Annotated in this window: 16 protein-coding genes and 1 tRNA gene; 10 read left to right on the forward strand and 7 right to left on the reverse strand. The window is 33.3% G+C overall.

All coding sequences use genetic code 11. The features are described 5' to 3' along the window. Window positions 1-30: 30 nt before the first annotated feature. The 5 genes from PK35_RS13580 to PK35_RS13600 form a co-directional block, all read right to left on the reverse strand. Window positions 31-474 (reverse strand): retropepsin-like aspartic protease, encoded by a 444-nt coding sequence (locus PK35_RS13580; protein WP_044627099.1) that lies wholly within the window; start codon window positions 472-474, stop codon window positions 31-33. Next, on the reverse strand, window positions 464-3019 hold the full coding sequence (locus tag PK35_RS13585; RefSeq protein ID WP_082048586.1) for a CHAT domain-containing protein: 2556 nt from the start codon (window positions 3017-3019) through the stop codon (window positions 464-466). The genes PK35_RS13580 and PK35_RS13585 overlap by 11 nt, the downstream gene beginning before the upstream one ends. A gap of 26 nt (window positions 3020-3045) precedes the next feature. Then, window positions 3046-4998: a PKD domain-containing protein gene (locus tag PK35_RS13590; protein WP_044627101.1), complete on the reverse strand. Its 1953-nt coding sequence runs from the start codon at window positions 4996-4998 to the stop codon at window positions 3046-3048. A 156-nt stretch (window positions 4999-5154) separates the two neighbouring features. Beyond that, on the reverse strand, window positions 5155-6135 hold the full coding sequence (locus PK35_RS13595) for a hypothetical protein (RefSeq protein WP_044627159.1): 981 nt from the start codon (window positions 6133-6135) through the stop codon (window positions 5155-5157). A 91-nt stretch (window positions 6136-6226) separates the two neighbouring features. Then, window positions 6227-6670, reverse strand: coding sequence for a hypothetical protein (locus tag PK35_RS13600; protein ID WP_044627102.1), 444 nt, complete (start codon window positions 6668-6670; stop codon window positions 6227-6229). Between the two features lie 151 nt (window positions 6671-6821). Here PK35_RS13600 and PK35_RS13605 point away from each other — a divergent pair, with 151 nt between their 5' ends. The 10 genes from PK35_RS13605 to PK35_RS13650 all read left to right on the forward strand — a co-directional run bounded on the left by PK35_RS13605 (window position 6822) and on the right by PK35_RS13650 (window position 13621). Beyond that, on the forward strand, window positions 6822-7403 hold the full coding sequence (locus PK35_RS13605; RefSeq protein ID WP_044627103.1) for an RNA polymerase sigma factor: 582 nt from the start codon (window positions 6822-6824) through the stop codon (window positions 7401-7403). A gap of 4 nt (window positions 7404-7407) precedes the next feature. Then, entirely contained in the window at window positions 7408-8145 is a 738-nt protein-coding gene (locus tag PK35_RS13610) for a tetratricopeptide repeat protein (RefSeq protein WP_044627104.1), read from the forward strand. A 310-nt stretch (window positions 8146-8455) separates the two neighbouring features. Next, entirely contained in the window at window positions 8456-9223 is a 768-nt protein-coding gene (locus PK35_RS13615; protein ID WP_044627105.1) for a TatD family hydrolase, read from the forward strand. Between the two features lie 2 nt (window positions 9224-9225). Continuing rightward, entirely contained in the window at window positions 9226-10257 is a 1032-nt protein-coding gene (locus PK35_RS13620) for an asparaginase (RefSeq protein ID WP_044627106.1), read from the forward strand. An 80-nt stretch (window positions 10258-10337) separates the two neighbouring features. Next, a tRNA-Ser gene (locus PK35_RS13625) sits at window positions 10338-10425 on the forward strand. Between the two features lie 72 nt (window positions 10426-10497). Then, entirely contained in the window at window positions 10498-11271 is a 774-nt protein-coding gene (locus tag PK35_RS13630; RefSeq protein ID WP_044627107.1) for a MotA/TolQ/ExbB proton channel family protein, read from the forward strand. 26 nt (window positions 11272-11297) lie between these two features. Beyond that, on the forward strand, window positions 11298-11729 hold the full coding sequence (locus tag PK35_RS13635; RefSeq protein ID WP_044627108.1) for a hypothetical protein: 432 nt from the start codon (window positions 11298-11300) through the stop codon (window positions 11727-11729). A 3-nt stretch (window positions 11730-11732) separates the two neighbouring features. Next, window positions 11733-12317, forward strand: coding sequence for an ExbD/TolR family protein (locus PK35_RS13640; protein WP_044627109.1), 585 nt, complete (start codon window positions 11733-11735; stop codon window positions 12315-12317). A 21-nt stretch (window positions 12318-12338) separates the two neighbouring features. Next, window positions 12339-12812 (forward strand): ExbD/TolR family protein, encoded by a 474-nt coding sequence (locus PK35_RS13645; protein WP_044627110.1) that lies wholly within the window; start codon window positions 12339-12341, stop codon window positions 12810-12812. Between the two features lie 119 nt (window positions 12813-12931). After that, the gene (locus PK35_RS13650) at window positions 12932-13621 is read left to right on the forward strand and encodes a porin family protein (RefSeq protein WP_044627111.1); all 690 of its coding nucleotides are present in this window, start codon (window positions 12932-12934) and stop codon (window positions 13619-13621) included. On the opposite strand, the gene PK35_RS13655 is transcribed toward PK35_RS13650, so the two are convergent. Beyond that, complete coding sequence (locus PK35_RS13655; protein ID WP_044627112.1) at window positions 13616-14221, reverse strand: hypothetical protein; 606 nt, start codon at window positions 14219-14221, stop codon at window positions 13616-13618. The genes PK35_RS13650 and PK35_RS13655 overlap by 6 nt on opposite strands. Next, window positions 14221-15678, reverse strand: a complete 1458-nt coding sequence (gene rpoN / locus PK35_RS13660; RefSeq protein ID WP_044627113.1) for an RNA polymerase factor sigma-54 — start codon at window positions 15676-15678, stop codon at window positions 14221-14223. The genes PK35_RS13655 and rpoN overlap by 1 nt, the downstream gene beginning before the upstream one ends. Between the last annotated feature and the right edge of the window lie 11 nt (window positions 15679-15689).

Below are 15689 nucleotides of genomic sequence, written 5' to 3' on the forward strand. Positions count from 1 at the left end.
AGAGAGGGAAATTATTTTTTTGCTATTTTATTATAATTTTAAATATAAATATTTCTTTTCATAATCTATAACGGCTTTACCTTTTTTTAGTATATCGGCACCAATAATGCCATCAACAGGTTTGGAATTATGATTTTTTAAAGCTGTATTTACATGTGTTAGGTTAAATAGAACTAAAACCACTTTATTGTTGGTCCATTTTCCTATTTTAATTTTATTTCGTTTCGACATTTTGGTGTCCATATCGGTAGCACCAGCACCAGCTGCTTTAATTATTGAATCTTCGGCCTTAAGTTTAAAGGTTTCAATGGCTTCAAAACCTACACAAGAATTTGATGCGCCTGTATCTAGAATAAATAGCCCTTTTTTACCGTTAATGGTAGCTTTTATTTCAAAATGATTGGTTTTGGTAAGGTGTAATTTAACCTTTGAGTAACCTTTGTTTAGAAGAAATTCTTGCAAATTAGCTTGCATGTCTTTTTAGTTTTCTCCTCAAAAATACTACAAACAGAATAATTATACTACCAAATACAATATAAATTGTAGTATAATTTTTGCTAGGTTTGGTAAGTTTACCATAATACACAAAAGCACTCCAGTAATATGGTGACTTTTTAAAGTTGGCTATGTTTTTATTATTTAAATAGCCTATTTTAGAACTATGATTAGCATGAAAAGCCGATTTTGAAATTTCAAGATTCTCATAAAATAATTGCATAATTTTCGAGGTCGATAAATCGTTAATTTGCCAAAGTGAAAATAGCAGGTTTTCGGCACCAGCATATTGAAAACCACGAGCCATACTCATAGCGCCAGCACCTTTGTACAATTTGCCAATACCTGTTTCGCAGGCACTTAAAACCACGAGGTTTGGTTTTAGATTTAACGCATATAATTCGTTTAAATACAAGGTATCGTTAATAAACGAAATGTTTGCTGGAAGTGAAAAATCACCACTACTAGCGTGGGTTGATAAATGAATAATTCCAAAATTGTTGGCGTATTTCAAAAATTTTTGTTTTGTAGCTTCTTGTTTCAGTAGAAATTCACCAGTAAATATTCTTTTTATGTATTCAGCTTCATCTTTAGAGTAGCCGAGTTCTTGTTTCTTACCTTCAAAAACAGGAAAAATACCTAAAATATTAGTGTTATTTTTGGTTTGAAGCTGCTGTGTGTAAAATGCAGCACTCGAGTTATATGCTATGTTATGCTGTTTCACCAAAAAGGGCACGTTTTGGTATTGTGTGGTATTGGTTTCTTGATGTAAAAGTGCTTCAAAAGGCACAAAATTCAACAGTCCATCAGGAATTATTATGAGGTTTTTGCTTTCAATAGCATCAATTTTTAACAGATTAAATAAGTTGTAGGCTTGCGAAGTGAAATTTGCAATGTTGTTGTTTATAATCGAAGCATTGTCAAAAAGATGAATAAAGTTTTTTATTTGATTTGATACGGCTTCGTTAAGTTCAATTTTATCAAAGGATGTATCGTTTTCAGTGATTTTAAATATGAAAATGGCTTCCCTTCCGAAGAAAAATTCCAAACAAGTTGCTTTGTCAATATTTAATTGTTTTTGAAGCTTTTCTAATGAAAACGGATTAGTTTCAAAACGTCCGTATTTTTTGTTAATTTCAGGTTGCAATCGTTTTAAATCAATAGAAACCGTATTTAAAGCTGTACTTATTTTATTAAGTTTTTTGGTGTCGTCGTTATTAATTTCGGCGTGAATTAATTGACTGGTTAAGCGTTCTTGTTCGGCTAATAGTTTAAATTCTTTTATAAGTAAAGTGTCGTTTGGAAATTGTTGTAAACGTAGTTTTTTGCTTGCAATTGTTTTTAAAACTCCAGATTTGTTGTTTTCGGCGTAATGTAATGCTTTCGTAATATTGTTTTTATTACCAGAATGTTTAAACTGATTGTAAAGTAAATTTATACAGGTTTCACTTCGTAATCTGTCGGTAGCTTGATGCTGAATTTTATTTTCCTGCGAAGTTGAATTATTTTGAAGCAATTGCGAAACATAAAAACTTAAATCGAGATAATTTAAGGCTGTTTTTCTGTTGGTTTCAATAGATGCTAATACATCAAAAATATCAATAAATGTGTTTTCGGCGTAAAGCAAATTTTTGTCTGGTAACTCATTTGTATTTTGGTTTGGTAGTAAAATTTGTAGCGCCTGTTGTAAACTCGCTTTGGCTAAGGTATCGTTTTTATTGATAATATGAAGTTGGGCTTCTTCCAAATAGAATTTAGCCAAAAATCTATCAGAAAACGTTTGATTGCCAATTAGCGTTTTCGCTTTTTGAAATTCTGAAATCGCTAGCTTAACTTCATTTTGTTTCAACGCAACAGCGTAATTGTTTTTATGTTTTTCAAAAGTTGATTGAAGTTGATTGTTTAATAAAAACGCTTTTTCGAAATTATTTAATTCAATTAAACTTTTAATTTTTAGTTGGAGCAATAATTGTTTTTGCTGATTGTTATTAGCGTTAGCTTGTTCTAGAATGTCTATAGCATTTTTATGTTTACCAATAGTTTGGTATAGAATAGCCAAATTTATATAGCCACTTGTTTGATGTTTTGCATTTTCTTGAGTTTTTGCCAGTAAAATATAATTGTTAATAGTACTTATGGCATTGGTATAATCGTTTATTTGAATGTATAAATTACCAAGAGGTTTTAAGCAACTTTCAATAATATCGAAATCTGAAATTGCAGCGAGATTGTTGTTAAAAAACCGTTTTGAAGCATCTTCGAAGCTTAAAATACTTTGGGTTAAATGCCCTATTTCTTTTAAATAATATGCTTTATTGCATTGCAAAAAAACGAAGGCTAATTGCTCGTCGCTGGTTTTAAGTTGTGTTTTAAAATAATGTTCTTTTTGTAATAAGGTGTTTAGCGTAGTTTCATTTTTGTTGGCTATAAAGGTTTCGGTGGCAACATAAATGTCTTCTTCTAAATTTTGCGAAAGCAAAACAGAAGTTATAAAAAAGAGCAGCCAACTAAGTTTTTTCATCATAAGGTATTGCCAATTGAAGTTTGATTTCAAAATTTCCAAATGGCATAAAATTGCCAGTAGCTAAAATCGTTATCAAAATTCATAATATATCTTGCGCCTAAACTTGGACCAATTCTGGCAAAACCTGCAGTAGCTTCAAACAGTAAACCAGTGCGTAAATTAGTGAAGCTGTTGGTGGTTTCTTGCGAGTCTTCAATGGTGTTAAAAACGGGAGCATCGGGTTCGGTGCCTTCAAATTGTTCAATTAAAATATCTTGATTTTGCTTTTCTGAAACCGAAATGGTGTTATGTAAACCCGCTCCAAGACCAAAATAGTTATTTATGTTGTAACGCATAAGTAATGGTACATCCCAATCAATATTGTTATATGATGTGTTTGTTGTTGTACGTTGTCTAAACCGAAATCCTTGAGGGTCTTGAACAAATTCTTCTTGAACTTGGGTGTCTCCGTTATATTTATGAAAATTATTTTCCAATTCTACCTGCCAATACCAACGGTAAGATTTGTATGGCGATAAGGTAATGCCAAAAAAGTAACTTTCAGAATCGTTTAATTTACTAAAAGAGTTTACACCAGCTTTAACGCCAACAGAAATACCAGGTGTAAACCGCGTGGTAGAGTAGTTGGTAATTATGGGATCGTTTTTATCGAAAATAATGGCGGTTCTGCTCTTGGTTTTTTTCTTATGAAAATCTTTAGCAAACTTAATGCTGTATTTTACAAAGCCTTTTGTGCTGTCGTATTCCTTAACATTTTTTTGTTCGCTTCCTGGTAAATAGATGTTTTTAAAAGTGAAAATAGCCTGAGAATCTGTAAACGTTGTATCTAAACAACTGTAAATAACATCGCGCTTTGGGCAGATATCACATTTAGGATACATGTCTAGAATTTTTATTGAAGATTTATCAAGCATTTCTGGAATATCGGTTTCAAGACGGATGGTTCGCGCAGGACCTTCACCATTATTTTGAAACTTTATTTTATACTTTAAGTTTTTAAAACGTACTAAACGATAATTCATTAGCGTGCCGTTTGATGACATTTTATTAGGATCGTGCGAGGTTACAATCTCCATTTCCATGTCTTTTACTTTATGGTTGTCGTAGTTGCTATCTGGTACATAAACACCACGCACCGAAATTATAGCGCTGGTGTCTTTAACCATTTCGGGAGTTGTTTTTAGGCTTACAAAAATGTTGCGTTCTTCTTCGGGTTGCATATTATCGAACTCAATAACCTGCCAGTTTTTATATAGAAATTCCGATTCTTTTAAGGTAAGCGGTAAGTTAGTTTTTATAGTAGTGTCTTGTAATTGCTGGTGGTTTTCAATATTAAAATGCTTTGCTGAAGCTAAATCGTTTACATCGGTATCTATTTTGCCTGTATAAGCAAACGTGTTTACATCGATGTTTTTTTCGTTGTGATAGGTGCGTGTTTCAAGAATTTCAAAATTATCGGCTTTAAATTGGTTTTCGTTGTAAAACAGATAAATTTTGCCGTTAGTTGTGTAGTTTTTGGTGTTTTTATAGCGAATAATAGTTACCAATTCTTCATCTGGTATAGGTTCGCGATTGCGTTTTAAAATAAAATCATCGTCCATGGTTGCCAAATCTTCCGAAGGTATATTTGCCGCATTTATAGCTACTTTTTTAGGTCTCGATGTTGGTGGTTTTCCCGTGTCGTAATTATTGGTTGCCCATAAGCGTACTTCGTATTCGCCTGTTGCTTTATAAATATGTTTTGGGTTTTTCTCGGTGCTGTAATGGCCATCTCCAAATTCCCAGTAATGGGTATAAAAAGCTTTGGGTGCACCAGCAATTTGATTGAGTTGTGGCGTTTTTGGTGTAAAAATAACTTCGTTTTGGTTTATGTAGGGAACTATGTTGGCAACTCTAACCGAATCGGTTTCCACGATGTCTTGAGAAAAACTGTAAAAACTTATTAAGTAGATAAAAAGGAGGTGTTTATTTTTTAACATGGCGATTTAGTTTAGTAGTTTAAATATAGCAAAATCCGTTTTAGGTGGGCAAAAATTTATTTTGAAGCACAAAAACCAGAGACCGAAAAGCCTCTGGTTTAAAAAGTAGATTAATACTTTGGAACAAAAAAAGTAGGTGAAAACATGGGTAGATGTTTACGGTAATGCGTTTATTGCTGCTTCAAGTTGTGCTTGCGTAGCGATTGATGTATCGCCTTCGGTAATTGTAATTACGCCATCTTCAACAATAGTTGCTGCTTTTATAGCGTATTTCCAGTCGTTGGCTTCTTCGGTTACAAAAATTACATGACACTCTAAACCAATAGGGATTTGTCCGTAATGCTCACTAAATAATTCTCCAACTGGGTCGTAAGTATCTAAGTTAGCTAAACCAGTGTCTTCGCCATCGTACGATAAAAATACCGAACAGTTCGTATTGTCGTAACCTTCTGGTACATCAACTAAAATGGTGGTTTTTGGTCTTGGGTCATTATAAAAACGGTCAACGTTACTCCAACCAAAATCGCCAATAAATGCGTAATATTGATTGCCTTCCGTAAAAACACCGCCACCATCACCTTGTGGTCCATCGCGTTTATCTTCTTCCCAAGCAAGGTTGCCTTCGTCGTCTATAATTCCGTTCCATAAAGTCATGTCGTTATCGGCGCCACCGGTTAAATCGGTAGGAATTCCTAATTGAATGTTACAAGTAGTTTCAAGCACTTCGCCGTTTTGGGTGGCTTCAATAAAAAACTCACCTCCAGAAATTAATAAGGCTTTATCGCCATTTGGTAAAATACCCATAGTAGGTTTGTTTGTGGTAAGCATGCTACCTTTGTCGAATAATTCAACAAATTCTAAATCTACAGTTCCGGTAACGGCATTCCCGTTTAGTGTTAAACAAGAACCGTTGATTCCTATATTTACGCCGTTTTCAGAGGTTAAGTTAATCCAGCCATCTTCGGCATTAAACTCAAAATTTTGTGTTATGCTTTCAAGTGCTTCGTCTTGTAGGTTTGCAAATTCTTCAGCTGTTGGATATATTTTTATATCGGCATCGTCGTTGTTTTTATTACAACTTGTAAAAAGTAAGGTTGTTAAAACTAAGGTTCCTAAAATGTGTTTAATAGAGTTCATAATATTCATGTTTTAAATTGTTATTCGTGTTTATATCAACAGGGCAAGTTTTTTGTTACCCTGTTTTTGATTTTTTTTTTTTTTTTTTTGATTATTGCTGAGGTTGACTGATAATAATTTTTGAAACAACCGCATCGCCAGTAGCTACTAAGGCTATCATTTTTTCGGCGTAAGCTTTATTTGAAGCATAACCTTTTGCTTTGCCTGTTTTGGTTTCTACTTCCCAGAAATAATTGCGATTTTCGGTTTTGTTTATTTCAGATTTTAATACAAAATAACTTTGTATCGATTTGCTCATTACAATTTCGCCAGAGGTTGAAAGTGTCATTAATTTCTCGGCTTCCTTTAACGATAATGCGGTGCCTGCATATGCGCCTTTGTTGGTTTTTACTTGCCACTCAAAAACTTGGGCAATGGCATTTTTTGTAATGTTTACAACTTCAATAGAAGTGTTTAAGGTCTTGTTTGTGTTTGTAGCGTTTATATTTACTATTGATAGTGCTACTAGTGCGAATGTTAAAATTGAATGTCTCATAATTTCTAAGTTTTTATGGATTAATTAAATTTTGTTTTACAGTTCTAATTTGTTTTTTTTTTGACTGTTACACCCTTATATCAAAACCCTTTAAAATTTGTTACCCATTTTTTTGAAAGTTTTTTTACATTAGTAGAAAATACAAGGCTTAATGGGCGAAAAAAAAATTCATGAAGACCAGAAATACATAAACGGATTGCTTCAAAACAACTCCTTTATAATACAAGCGATTTACGATAAGTTTGTGCCTAAAGTGGTTAATTACATAAAGCAGAATAGCGGAAGTAGTGCCGAAGCCCAAGATGTTATCCAAGACACTATAATGACTATTTATAACCAAGCGAGCCAAAAAAGCTTACAGCTTACTTGTCCGTTTGATGCGTATTTTTTCCTGTTGTGTAAACGTAAATGGTTGAATGAATTAAAAAAATCTTCTAATAAAGAGGTAACAATTAACGAGGAAGTATTATCTAAAGATGACGAGGCTCACGAACTGGCTTTCGAAACTTCGGTATTTGGCGAAAAACAAGCTTTATTTACCGAAATGTTTGCCAAACTTGGCGATGCTTGTAAAGATTTACTCAAAGCTACGTTTAAAACCAAATCCATGGAAGATGTTGCTAAAAGTTTGGGTGTAACCTATGCTTATGCCCGCAAGAAAAAATCGTTGTGCATTGGTAAATTAACCGAATTGGTTCGAAACTCGCCAAAATTTAACCAAATTAAAATGTAGCCCAATGGAAGACGAAAAGTATATACAATTTGAAGCGTATTTAGCGAATGAATTGAGTGAAGTAGAGCAGGAAGCTTTCGAAAATCAATTAAAAAATGATGCCGATTTTAATGAAGCGTTCCAAACCTACAAATCGCTAAATCAGTTTTTAGATTATAAATTTAATAACGAAGACGCTTCAGCAGCGTTTAAAACTAATTTAGAAGGTATATCGAATACTTATTTTAACAAAGAAGAAGCTTCAGCTGAAAAACCGAAATCCTTCAACTTTTATAAGTATGCCGTTGCTGCCTGTGTTGTGGCGTTGTTAGGTTTCTTTGTTCTTAATCAATTTTCAACACCAACATTTTCAGATTTTAATAATTACGACACCATCAGTTTAACTGTGCGAGGTGAAAATGATGACCTTTTAAATACAGCAGAAACAGCTTTTAATACAAAAGATTTCGTTAAAGCGGAAGAAGCTTTTAGTGCGTTATTGAAGTTAGATGAAACTAATGCAGAATACAAACTTTATAAAGCTATTTCAAATATTGAGTTGAGTCATTTTGAAACCGCTGAAGCTTTGTTGAATGAAGTGAAAAACGGAAATTCGGTATATAAAAATAAGGCCATTTGGTATTTGGGTTTAAGTCAATTAAAGCAAGAAAATTTTAAAGCTTGCATAGCTATTTTGAAAACTATCCCTGAAGATGCAGAAGACTACAAGCGCGCTCAAAAGCTTATAAAAAAACTAGATTAATGTATTTTTGTATTATGAGAAAGATTTGTAGAGAGAAATAGAAATTTGGCAACTACAAAGTTCTCGATACAATTTTTCGTGCCTCAAAATCACTCGAACTGACAATCAAATTAGTTGAGTTTATTTGTCATCCCGAACTTGTTGCGGGATCTTATTAGTATAAAAACTAAAAGAATCTGAAACGAGTTCAGATTGACAAAAATGTGACTTTTTAGCAAGTTTCCTCATTAATTTAAACTCAATAGAATCTGAAATAAGTTCAGATAAACAATTACTTGATAATCTCGATTCGCTCAGTTACTTTTGCTCCATGATTATTACAGACACGCACACGCATTTATACAGCGAAGCTTTCGATGAAGATCGAACAGAAATGATTAACAGAGCCATTGATGCTGGGGTTACAAGGTTTTTTATTCCAGCAATCGATTCTACTTATACCGAAAGTATGCTTCAGCTGGAAAGCGATTTTCCAGACCATGTGTTTTTAATGACGGGCTTGCATCCAACACACGTAAAAGATAATTATAAAGATGAGCTGCAACATGTTGAAGAGATGTTGGCTTCACGAAAATTTTATGCTGTTGGAGAAATTGGTATCGATTTATACTGGGATAAAAGCACGCTAGGCATTCAGAAAGAAGCGTTTAAACAGCAAATACAATTAGCGAAAAAACACAAATTACCCATTGTAATTCATTGTCGCGAGGCTTTTAATGAGGTTTTTGAAGTTTTAGAAGAAGAAAAAGGTGATAATTTATTCGGAATTTTTCACTGTTTTACTGGAACTTTAGAGCAAGCGCATCAAGCTATTTCGTATAATATGAAACTGGGTATAGGTGGTGTAGCAACTTTTAAAAACGGGAAAATTGATAAGTTTTTAAATCAAATAGACTTAAAACATATTGTTTTAGAAACAGATGCGCCGTATTTAGCACCTACGCCTTTCCGCGGTAAGCGAAACGAAAGTGTATATATATTAAAGGTATTAGAAAAATTAGCTACCATATATAATGTATCTTTAGAAACATTAGCCGAAATAACCACAAATAATTCTAAAGCTGTATTTGGTATATAAATATGACTGAACAAAAACCAAACATACTACTTATTTATACTGGCGGAACCATTGGTATGATTCGCGATTTTGAAACAGGAGCATTAAAAGCTTTCGATTTTAAAAATTTACTCGAGAAAATACCCGAATTGCAACTTTTAGATTGTAATATAGATACGGTATCGTTTAAAGAACCTATAGATTCTAGTAACATGAATCCGGATTATTGGGTTCAAATTGCCGAAATTATTGAAGATAATTACAATGCTTTTGATGGTTTTGTAATTTTACACGGTAGCGATACCATGAGTTATACAGCATCGGCATTAAGTTTTATGTTGGAGAATTTAGCCAAACCAGTAATTTTTACAGGATCGCAATTGCCTATTGGCGATTTACGAACCGATGCTAAAGAAAATTTAATCACTTCTATACAAATCGCATCAAAGCAGGAGCAAGGTAAACCTATTATAAAAGAAGTTTGCTTGTATTTTGAGTATAAGCTGTATCGTGGCAATCGCACTACAAAAATAAATGCCGAACATTTTCAGGCATTTGCCTCATTAAATTATCCCGATTTAGCCGAATCTGGTGTACATTTAAAAATAAATAATGAGTATTTGTATCGTCCCAATTTAGAAAAAGCACTTGTAGTTAGGAAAAATTTGGATAGCAATATTGCCATCATTAAATTGTTTCCGGGCATTTCGCCCGAGGTTTTTCAAAGTATTTTTAGTATTCAAAACTTAAAAGCTGTTATTATTGAAACTTACGGTGCAGGAAATTGCACCACCGAAACTTGGTTTATTAATATGATTACCGAAACCATAAATAAAGGTATTCATATAATAAATATTACCCAATGTAGTGGCGGAAGTGTTATTATGGGGCACTACGAAACCAGTAGCGCACTTAAAAAAGCCGGTGTAATTTCGGGAAATGATATCACTACCGAAGCAGCAGTAGCCAAAACTATGTACCTATTAGGACAAAATATTTCAGGTAAAAGCTTCAAAACCATGTACGAAACGAGTCTGCGAGGAGAAATCACTTAAAATTAACTCTTAAAATTTTAGTGTTAAAAGATTTTTTTGTTATTTGAGCCTCCAAAAATTAGGGTAATTAAAAGTGCTATAGAGAGGTGGCCGAGTGGTCGAAGGCGCACGCCTGGAAAGTGTGTATACCTCAAAAGGGTATCGAGGGTTCGAATCCCTTCCTCTCTGCTGAATTTTTATTTTTAATTGCTTTTTTTTTATATCTTTAACACTTTAACTAATAAAATTAAGATCGAGAACATGAAAAGATTATTTTCTATCCTTGCCATAACAGGAATGATGGCATTTGGAACTGCTAATGCAACTACAATTGCAAACACAACTACGGCAGTAACTACAACAGTTACTACAGCCCAAGAAGATGAAGCTGCTGCTGAAGAAAGCTTAACATTTCACCAGGAATTAAAAAAACGTTTTATAGAAGGAGGCCCTGAGTTTATGGGGATTGTATTGTTATGTTTAATATTAGGATTAGCAATTGCAATAGAAAGAATTATCTTTTTAAACCTTTCTACAACTAACACTAAAAAATTAACTCAAAGTGTTGAAGACGCTTTAGCATCTGGAGGTGTAGAAGCAGCAAAAGAAGTTTGTAGAAACACAAAAGGTCCAATCGCATCTATTTACTACCAAGGTTTAGATAGAACAGATGAAGGTATTGAAGCTGCCGAAAAAGCGGTTGTAGCTTACGGTGGTGTGCAAATGGGACAATTAGAGAAAAACGTTTCTTGGATTTCTTTATTTATCGCACTTGCGCCAATGCTTGGTTTCATGGGTACAGTAATTGGTATGATTCAAGCATTCGATAAAATTGAAGCAGCTGGAGATATGCAACCTTCTCTTGTAGCAGGTGGTATTAAAGTAGCACTTTTAACAACAGTATTTGGTCTTGTTGTGGCTATTATTCTTCAAATTTTCTACAATTATATTATTGCTAAAATTGATAGTATCGTTAACGATATGGAAGATGCTTCTATCACGTTAATGGATCTATTAATTAGACACAAAAAATAATAATATAATTATAAAGAAAACAAATTATGAATTTACATAAAGTATTAAAAATAGTAGCTTTCGCTCTTGCTATTATTGGTGCCATTTTTGCACTAATGATTATGGGTGGAGATGAAGAAAGCGCACAAAGTATGAGCGGTAATATGCTGTACGTGGCTTACGCCGTATTGGGTATAGTGGTATTACTAGTAGTACTTTTTGTAATAAAAGGTTTATTTGCTGGAGATATTAAAAAGACCTTACTAACGGTAGGGGCATTTTTAATAATTATTGCTATTTCTTTTGGTATATCTTCTGGATCAGATTTAGACTTACAACCTTTTATTCAAAAAGGAACGGACGTAACAGAATCTACATCAAAAACTGTTGGAGCTGGTTTAATTGCTTTTTACATATTAGCAGTATTAGCCATTGGTTCAATGTTAGTAGGTGGAGCTAAAAAAATATTAAATAGATAGATTATGGCAAAAAGAGCAGCACCAGAAGTAAATGCAGGCTCTATGGCCGATATTGCTTTCTTATTATTAATTTTCTTCTTAGTTACAACAACTATTGAGGTAGACTCTGGATTAAACCGAAAGTTACCACCAATTGAAGAAACTGAGCCACCAATCATTAAACAAAAGAACATCTTTACCGTACTTTTAAACGGTAACGACGATTTACTTGTTGAAGATGAGACTATGGAGCTTAAAGATTTAAGACAAGCCGCTATAGAGTTTTTAGACAATGGAGGAGATGGATCATGTGATTTCTGTAAAGGAAAGAAAGATCCTGAATCATCAGATAATCCTGGAAAAGCCATTATTTCGTTAAAAAACGAGCGTGAAACTACATATAAAACATACATTGCTGTGCAAAACGAATTAGTTGCAGCTTATAATGTTTTAAGAAATAACAGAGCGCAAGCCTTATACGGAATGTCGTTTACAGAAATGGAAGCTAATGCTAACGATGTAAACTGGCCAGGGAATAAAACGAAGCTAAAGGATCAAATCGAGCAAATTAAGCTAGATTATCCTCAAAAGCTTTCGGAAGTACAATAACATTAAAATTTAACATAAACTATGTCTAAATTTAAAAAGAAAAAAGACGGAGGAATACCTGCAGTTAATACTGCAGCCTTACCGGATATTGTATTTATGCTTTTATTCTTCTTTATGGTTGCCACAGTAATGAGGCAAAATAGCTTAAAGATTGAAAACAACTTACCTTTTGCAGATCAAGTTGAAAAGTTAGATAAAAAAGATTTGGTAATGTATATTTATGCAGGTAAGCCAAGTGATAACTACAAACAATACGGTACTCAGGCAAGAATACAATTAAACGACGATTTTGCTAACGTTAGTGATATTGCATCGTTTATTGCTGCCGAACGTGCTTCAAAACGTGAAGAGTTGGTGCCATTTTTAACAACTGCGTTAAAAGTTGATGGCGAAACTAACATGGGTATTGTTGGTGATATTAAACAAGAACTACGTAAAGTTAATGCGTTAAAAATTAATTATACTACTAAAAAAGGTAGTGTTCTTAATCAATAATTTTACATTCTTAATTTTATTTAAAAGGCGTTTTGAGTGTTTCAAAACGCCTTTTAATTTTATGGTGTTTTAAATTATTATCTTTATTCCAAAAAATATTAAAACGTTTATTCGTTACAATGAAACACCTTGTTCTACTCTTTATTTGTTTTACCTTTTGTTGTGGATTTGCTCAAAATGATGAGGCCAATACGGTTATAGATTCACTTTATAAGGAAGATCAGTTTTATGCCGCTATAACTTACAATGTGCTTCATAAAGTACCCGATAATTTAAAACAAAGTGGTTTTTCATTAGGGTTTCATATCGGATTTATAAAAGATATGCCTATTAATTCTCGCCGTAATTGGGCCATTGGGGTTGGTTTGGGCTATTCTACAAATTCGTTTAATCAAAATTTATTAATCAATACCAATGAGAATAAAGATTTTGTTTACGATATAGTAAATGAGAATACATATTCTAAAAATAAATTCTCAAATCATGTTATAGAACTTCCTATTGAGTTAAGGTGGCGTACATCAACAGCTAGCGATTATAATTTTTGGCGTATTTATGCTGGATTTAAGCTTGGTTATATGTTCTTGAATAACACGAAATACGATGGTGATTTAGGGCGTATTAAACACGCTAATATTAATGAATTTAATAAGCTTCAGTACGGTTTAACTTTAAGTGCAGGCTACAATACCTGGAACTTTTATGCGTATTATGGTTTAAATCCTATTTTAAAAGACGCTGCTTTAAGCAATGGCACAACCTTAGATATGACCGATATTAAACTGGGTTTAATTTTCTACATTTTATAACCAATGGTTAACCAGTATTAACTGTGGTATAACCCCAATAAAAACCCCAATTAAAAGCTCGATATAAGAATGTGCTTTTACGTGAATTCGCGATGTAGCAATGGCTCCAATTAGTAAAAACATAAGAGCTAATGTGAGATTAATATTGATGCTAAAATGAATGCTTAATGCTATAAAAAACATGGATAATCCAGCGATAGCCATCATGTGAATACTAGCTTTAAATTTAAAAATAGCGAGTATTAAACAGGCCATAGTTGAAATTAAAATACCCAAAAAGAAAAAATAAAGCTCAATGTCTTGAGAAGGTGATATAATACGTTTCAAAACCATCAAAGTAATTACACCATTTAAAATTAGGGGGTAAATACGTTCGCGAGCGCTTTCTAGTTTTATTGAATTTACTTTATTTAAGGTTTTTAATAGGAAATAGAGCAGAATAGGAAGTAGTACGGTAAGGATAAATAAGGCCATTAACTTGCCTTTTATAACATCATAATCAATAAAACGGGGCGATTTAGTGAAATAAAAAATAACCCCAGCAATTGGCATAAAAATGGGGTGAAAAATATATGAGATGCTTTTTAGTAGCTTATCCATTAGATTTTTTTACGAAGTCTAGCCACTGGAATATCGAGTTGTTCGCGGTATTTTGCAACGGTTCGTCTGGCAATGGGGTATCCTTTTTCTTTTAAAATTGAAGCTAAAGTTTCATCAGTAAGTGGTTTTTTCTTGTCTTCTTCTTCAATTACGGTTTCAAGAATTTTTTTAATTTCTCGGGTTGAAACATCTTCTCCTTGATCGTTTTTCATAGATTCTGAAAAGAACTCCTTAATAAGCTTTGTGCCATAAGGGGTATCAACATATTTACTATTGGCCACACGTGAAACAGTTGAAACATCCATGTTAATTTCGTCGGCAATATCTTTTAAAATCATCGGTTTTAAATTGCGCTCATCGCCCGATAAAAAATACTCCTTTTGGTAGTGCATTATGGCACTCATGGTTACAAAAAGCGTTTGCTGGCGTTGTTTTATAGCTTCAATAAACCATTTTGCGGCATCAAGTTTTTGTTTAATAAAAACAATAGCATCTTTTTGCGATTTCGATTTGTCTTTAGCGTCTTTATAACCTTTTAACATGTTATTATACTCGCGCGATACATGTAACTCGGGAGCATTTCTTCCGTTTAGGGTTAACTCTAACTCACCATCAACAATTTTAATAGCAAAATCAGGTACAATATGTTCCACAATTTTGTTGTTTCCGGCATACGAACCACCTGGTTTAGGATTTAAATGTTCAATTTCGGAAATAGCATCTTTTAATTGTTCTTCGGTAATACTAAACTTTTGAAGTAATTTTTTATAATGCTTTTTTGTAAACTGCTCAAAGGCGTTATCAATAATAGCGGTAGCTAATTCTACTTCGGCTGTTTTGTTTTTTCGTTGTAACTGAATACTTAAACACTCTTGTAAATTGCGAGCGCCAACACCTGCTGGATCTAATTGGTGTACAATTTTTAGAACCTTTTCAATATTGTCTTCGGTAGTGTAAACGTTTTGCGTAAACGCTAAATCGTCCATGATATCACTTAACTCACGGCGTATATAACCGCTTTCATCAACACTTCCTACTAAAAATTCGGCAATATCGCGTTCTTCATCATTTAGACGATAAGTGTTTAATTGATTTTTTAGGTGTTGCGTAAACGAGGTTCCAGCCGCATACGGCATGGTTTTTTCTTCGTCGTCACTACTGTAATTATTGGCTTGGGTGCGGTAGTCTGGAATTTCGTCGTCGCTTAAATATTCGTCAACATTTATGTCGTCGTTTCCAATAGATTCACTGTCGTTGTAATCGTCGGCAGAATTATCGAAATCGGCATCTAAATCATCATTTTTATCTTTACCACCTTCTAAGGCTGGATTTTCCTCAAGTTCTTGCTTTAAACGTTGCTCAAAAGCTTGCGTAGGCAGTTGTATCAATTTCATTAATTGAATTTGCTGCGGCGAAAGCTTCTGCGATAATTTAAATTGTAAATGTTGTTTAAGCATGTTTCGATTTA

Source organism: Neotamlana nanhaiensis (assembly GCF_000943555.1).
In the GTDB taxonomy this organism is placed as follows: Bacteria; Bacteroidota; Bacteroidia; order Flavobacteriales; family Flavobacteriaceae; genus Neotamlana; species Neotamlana nanhaiensis.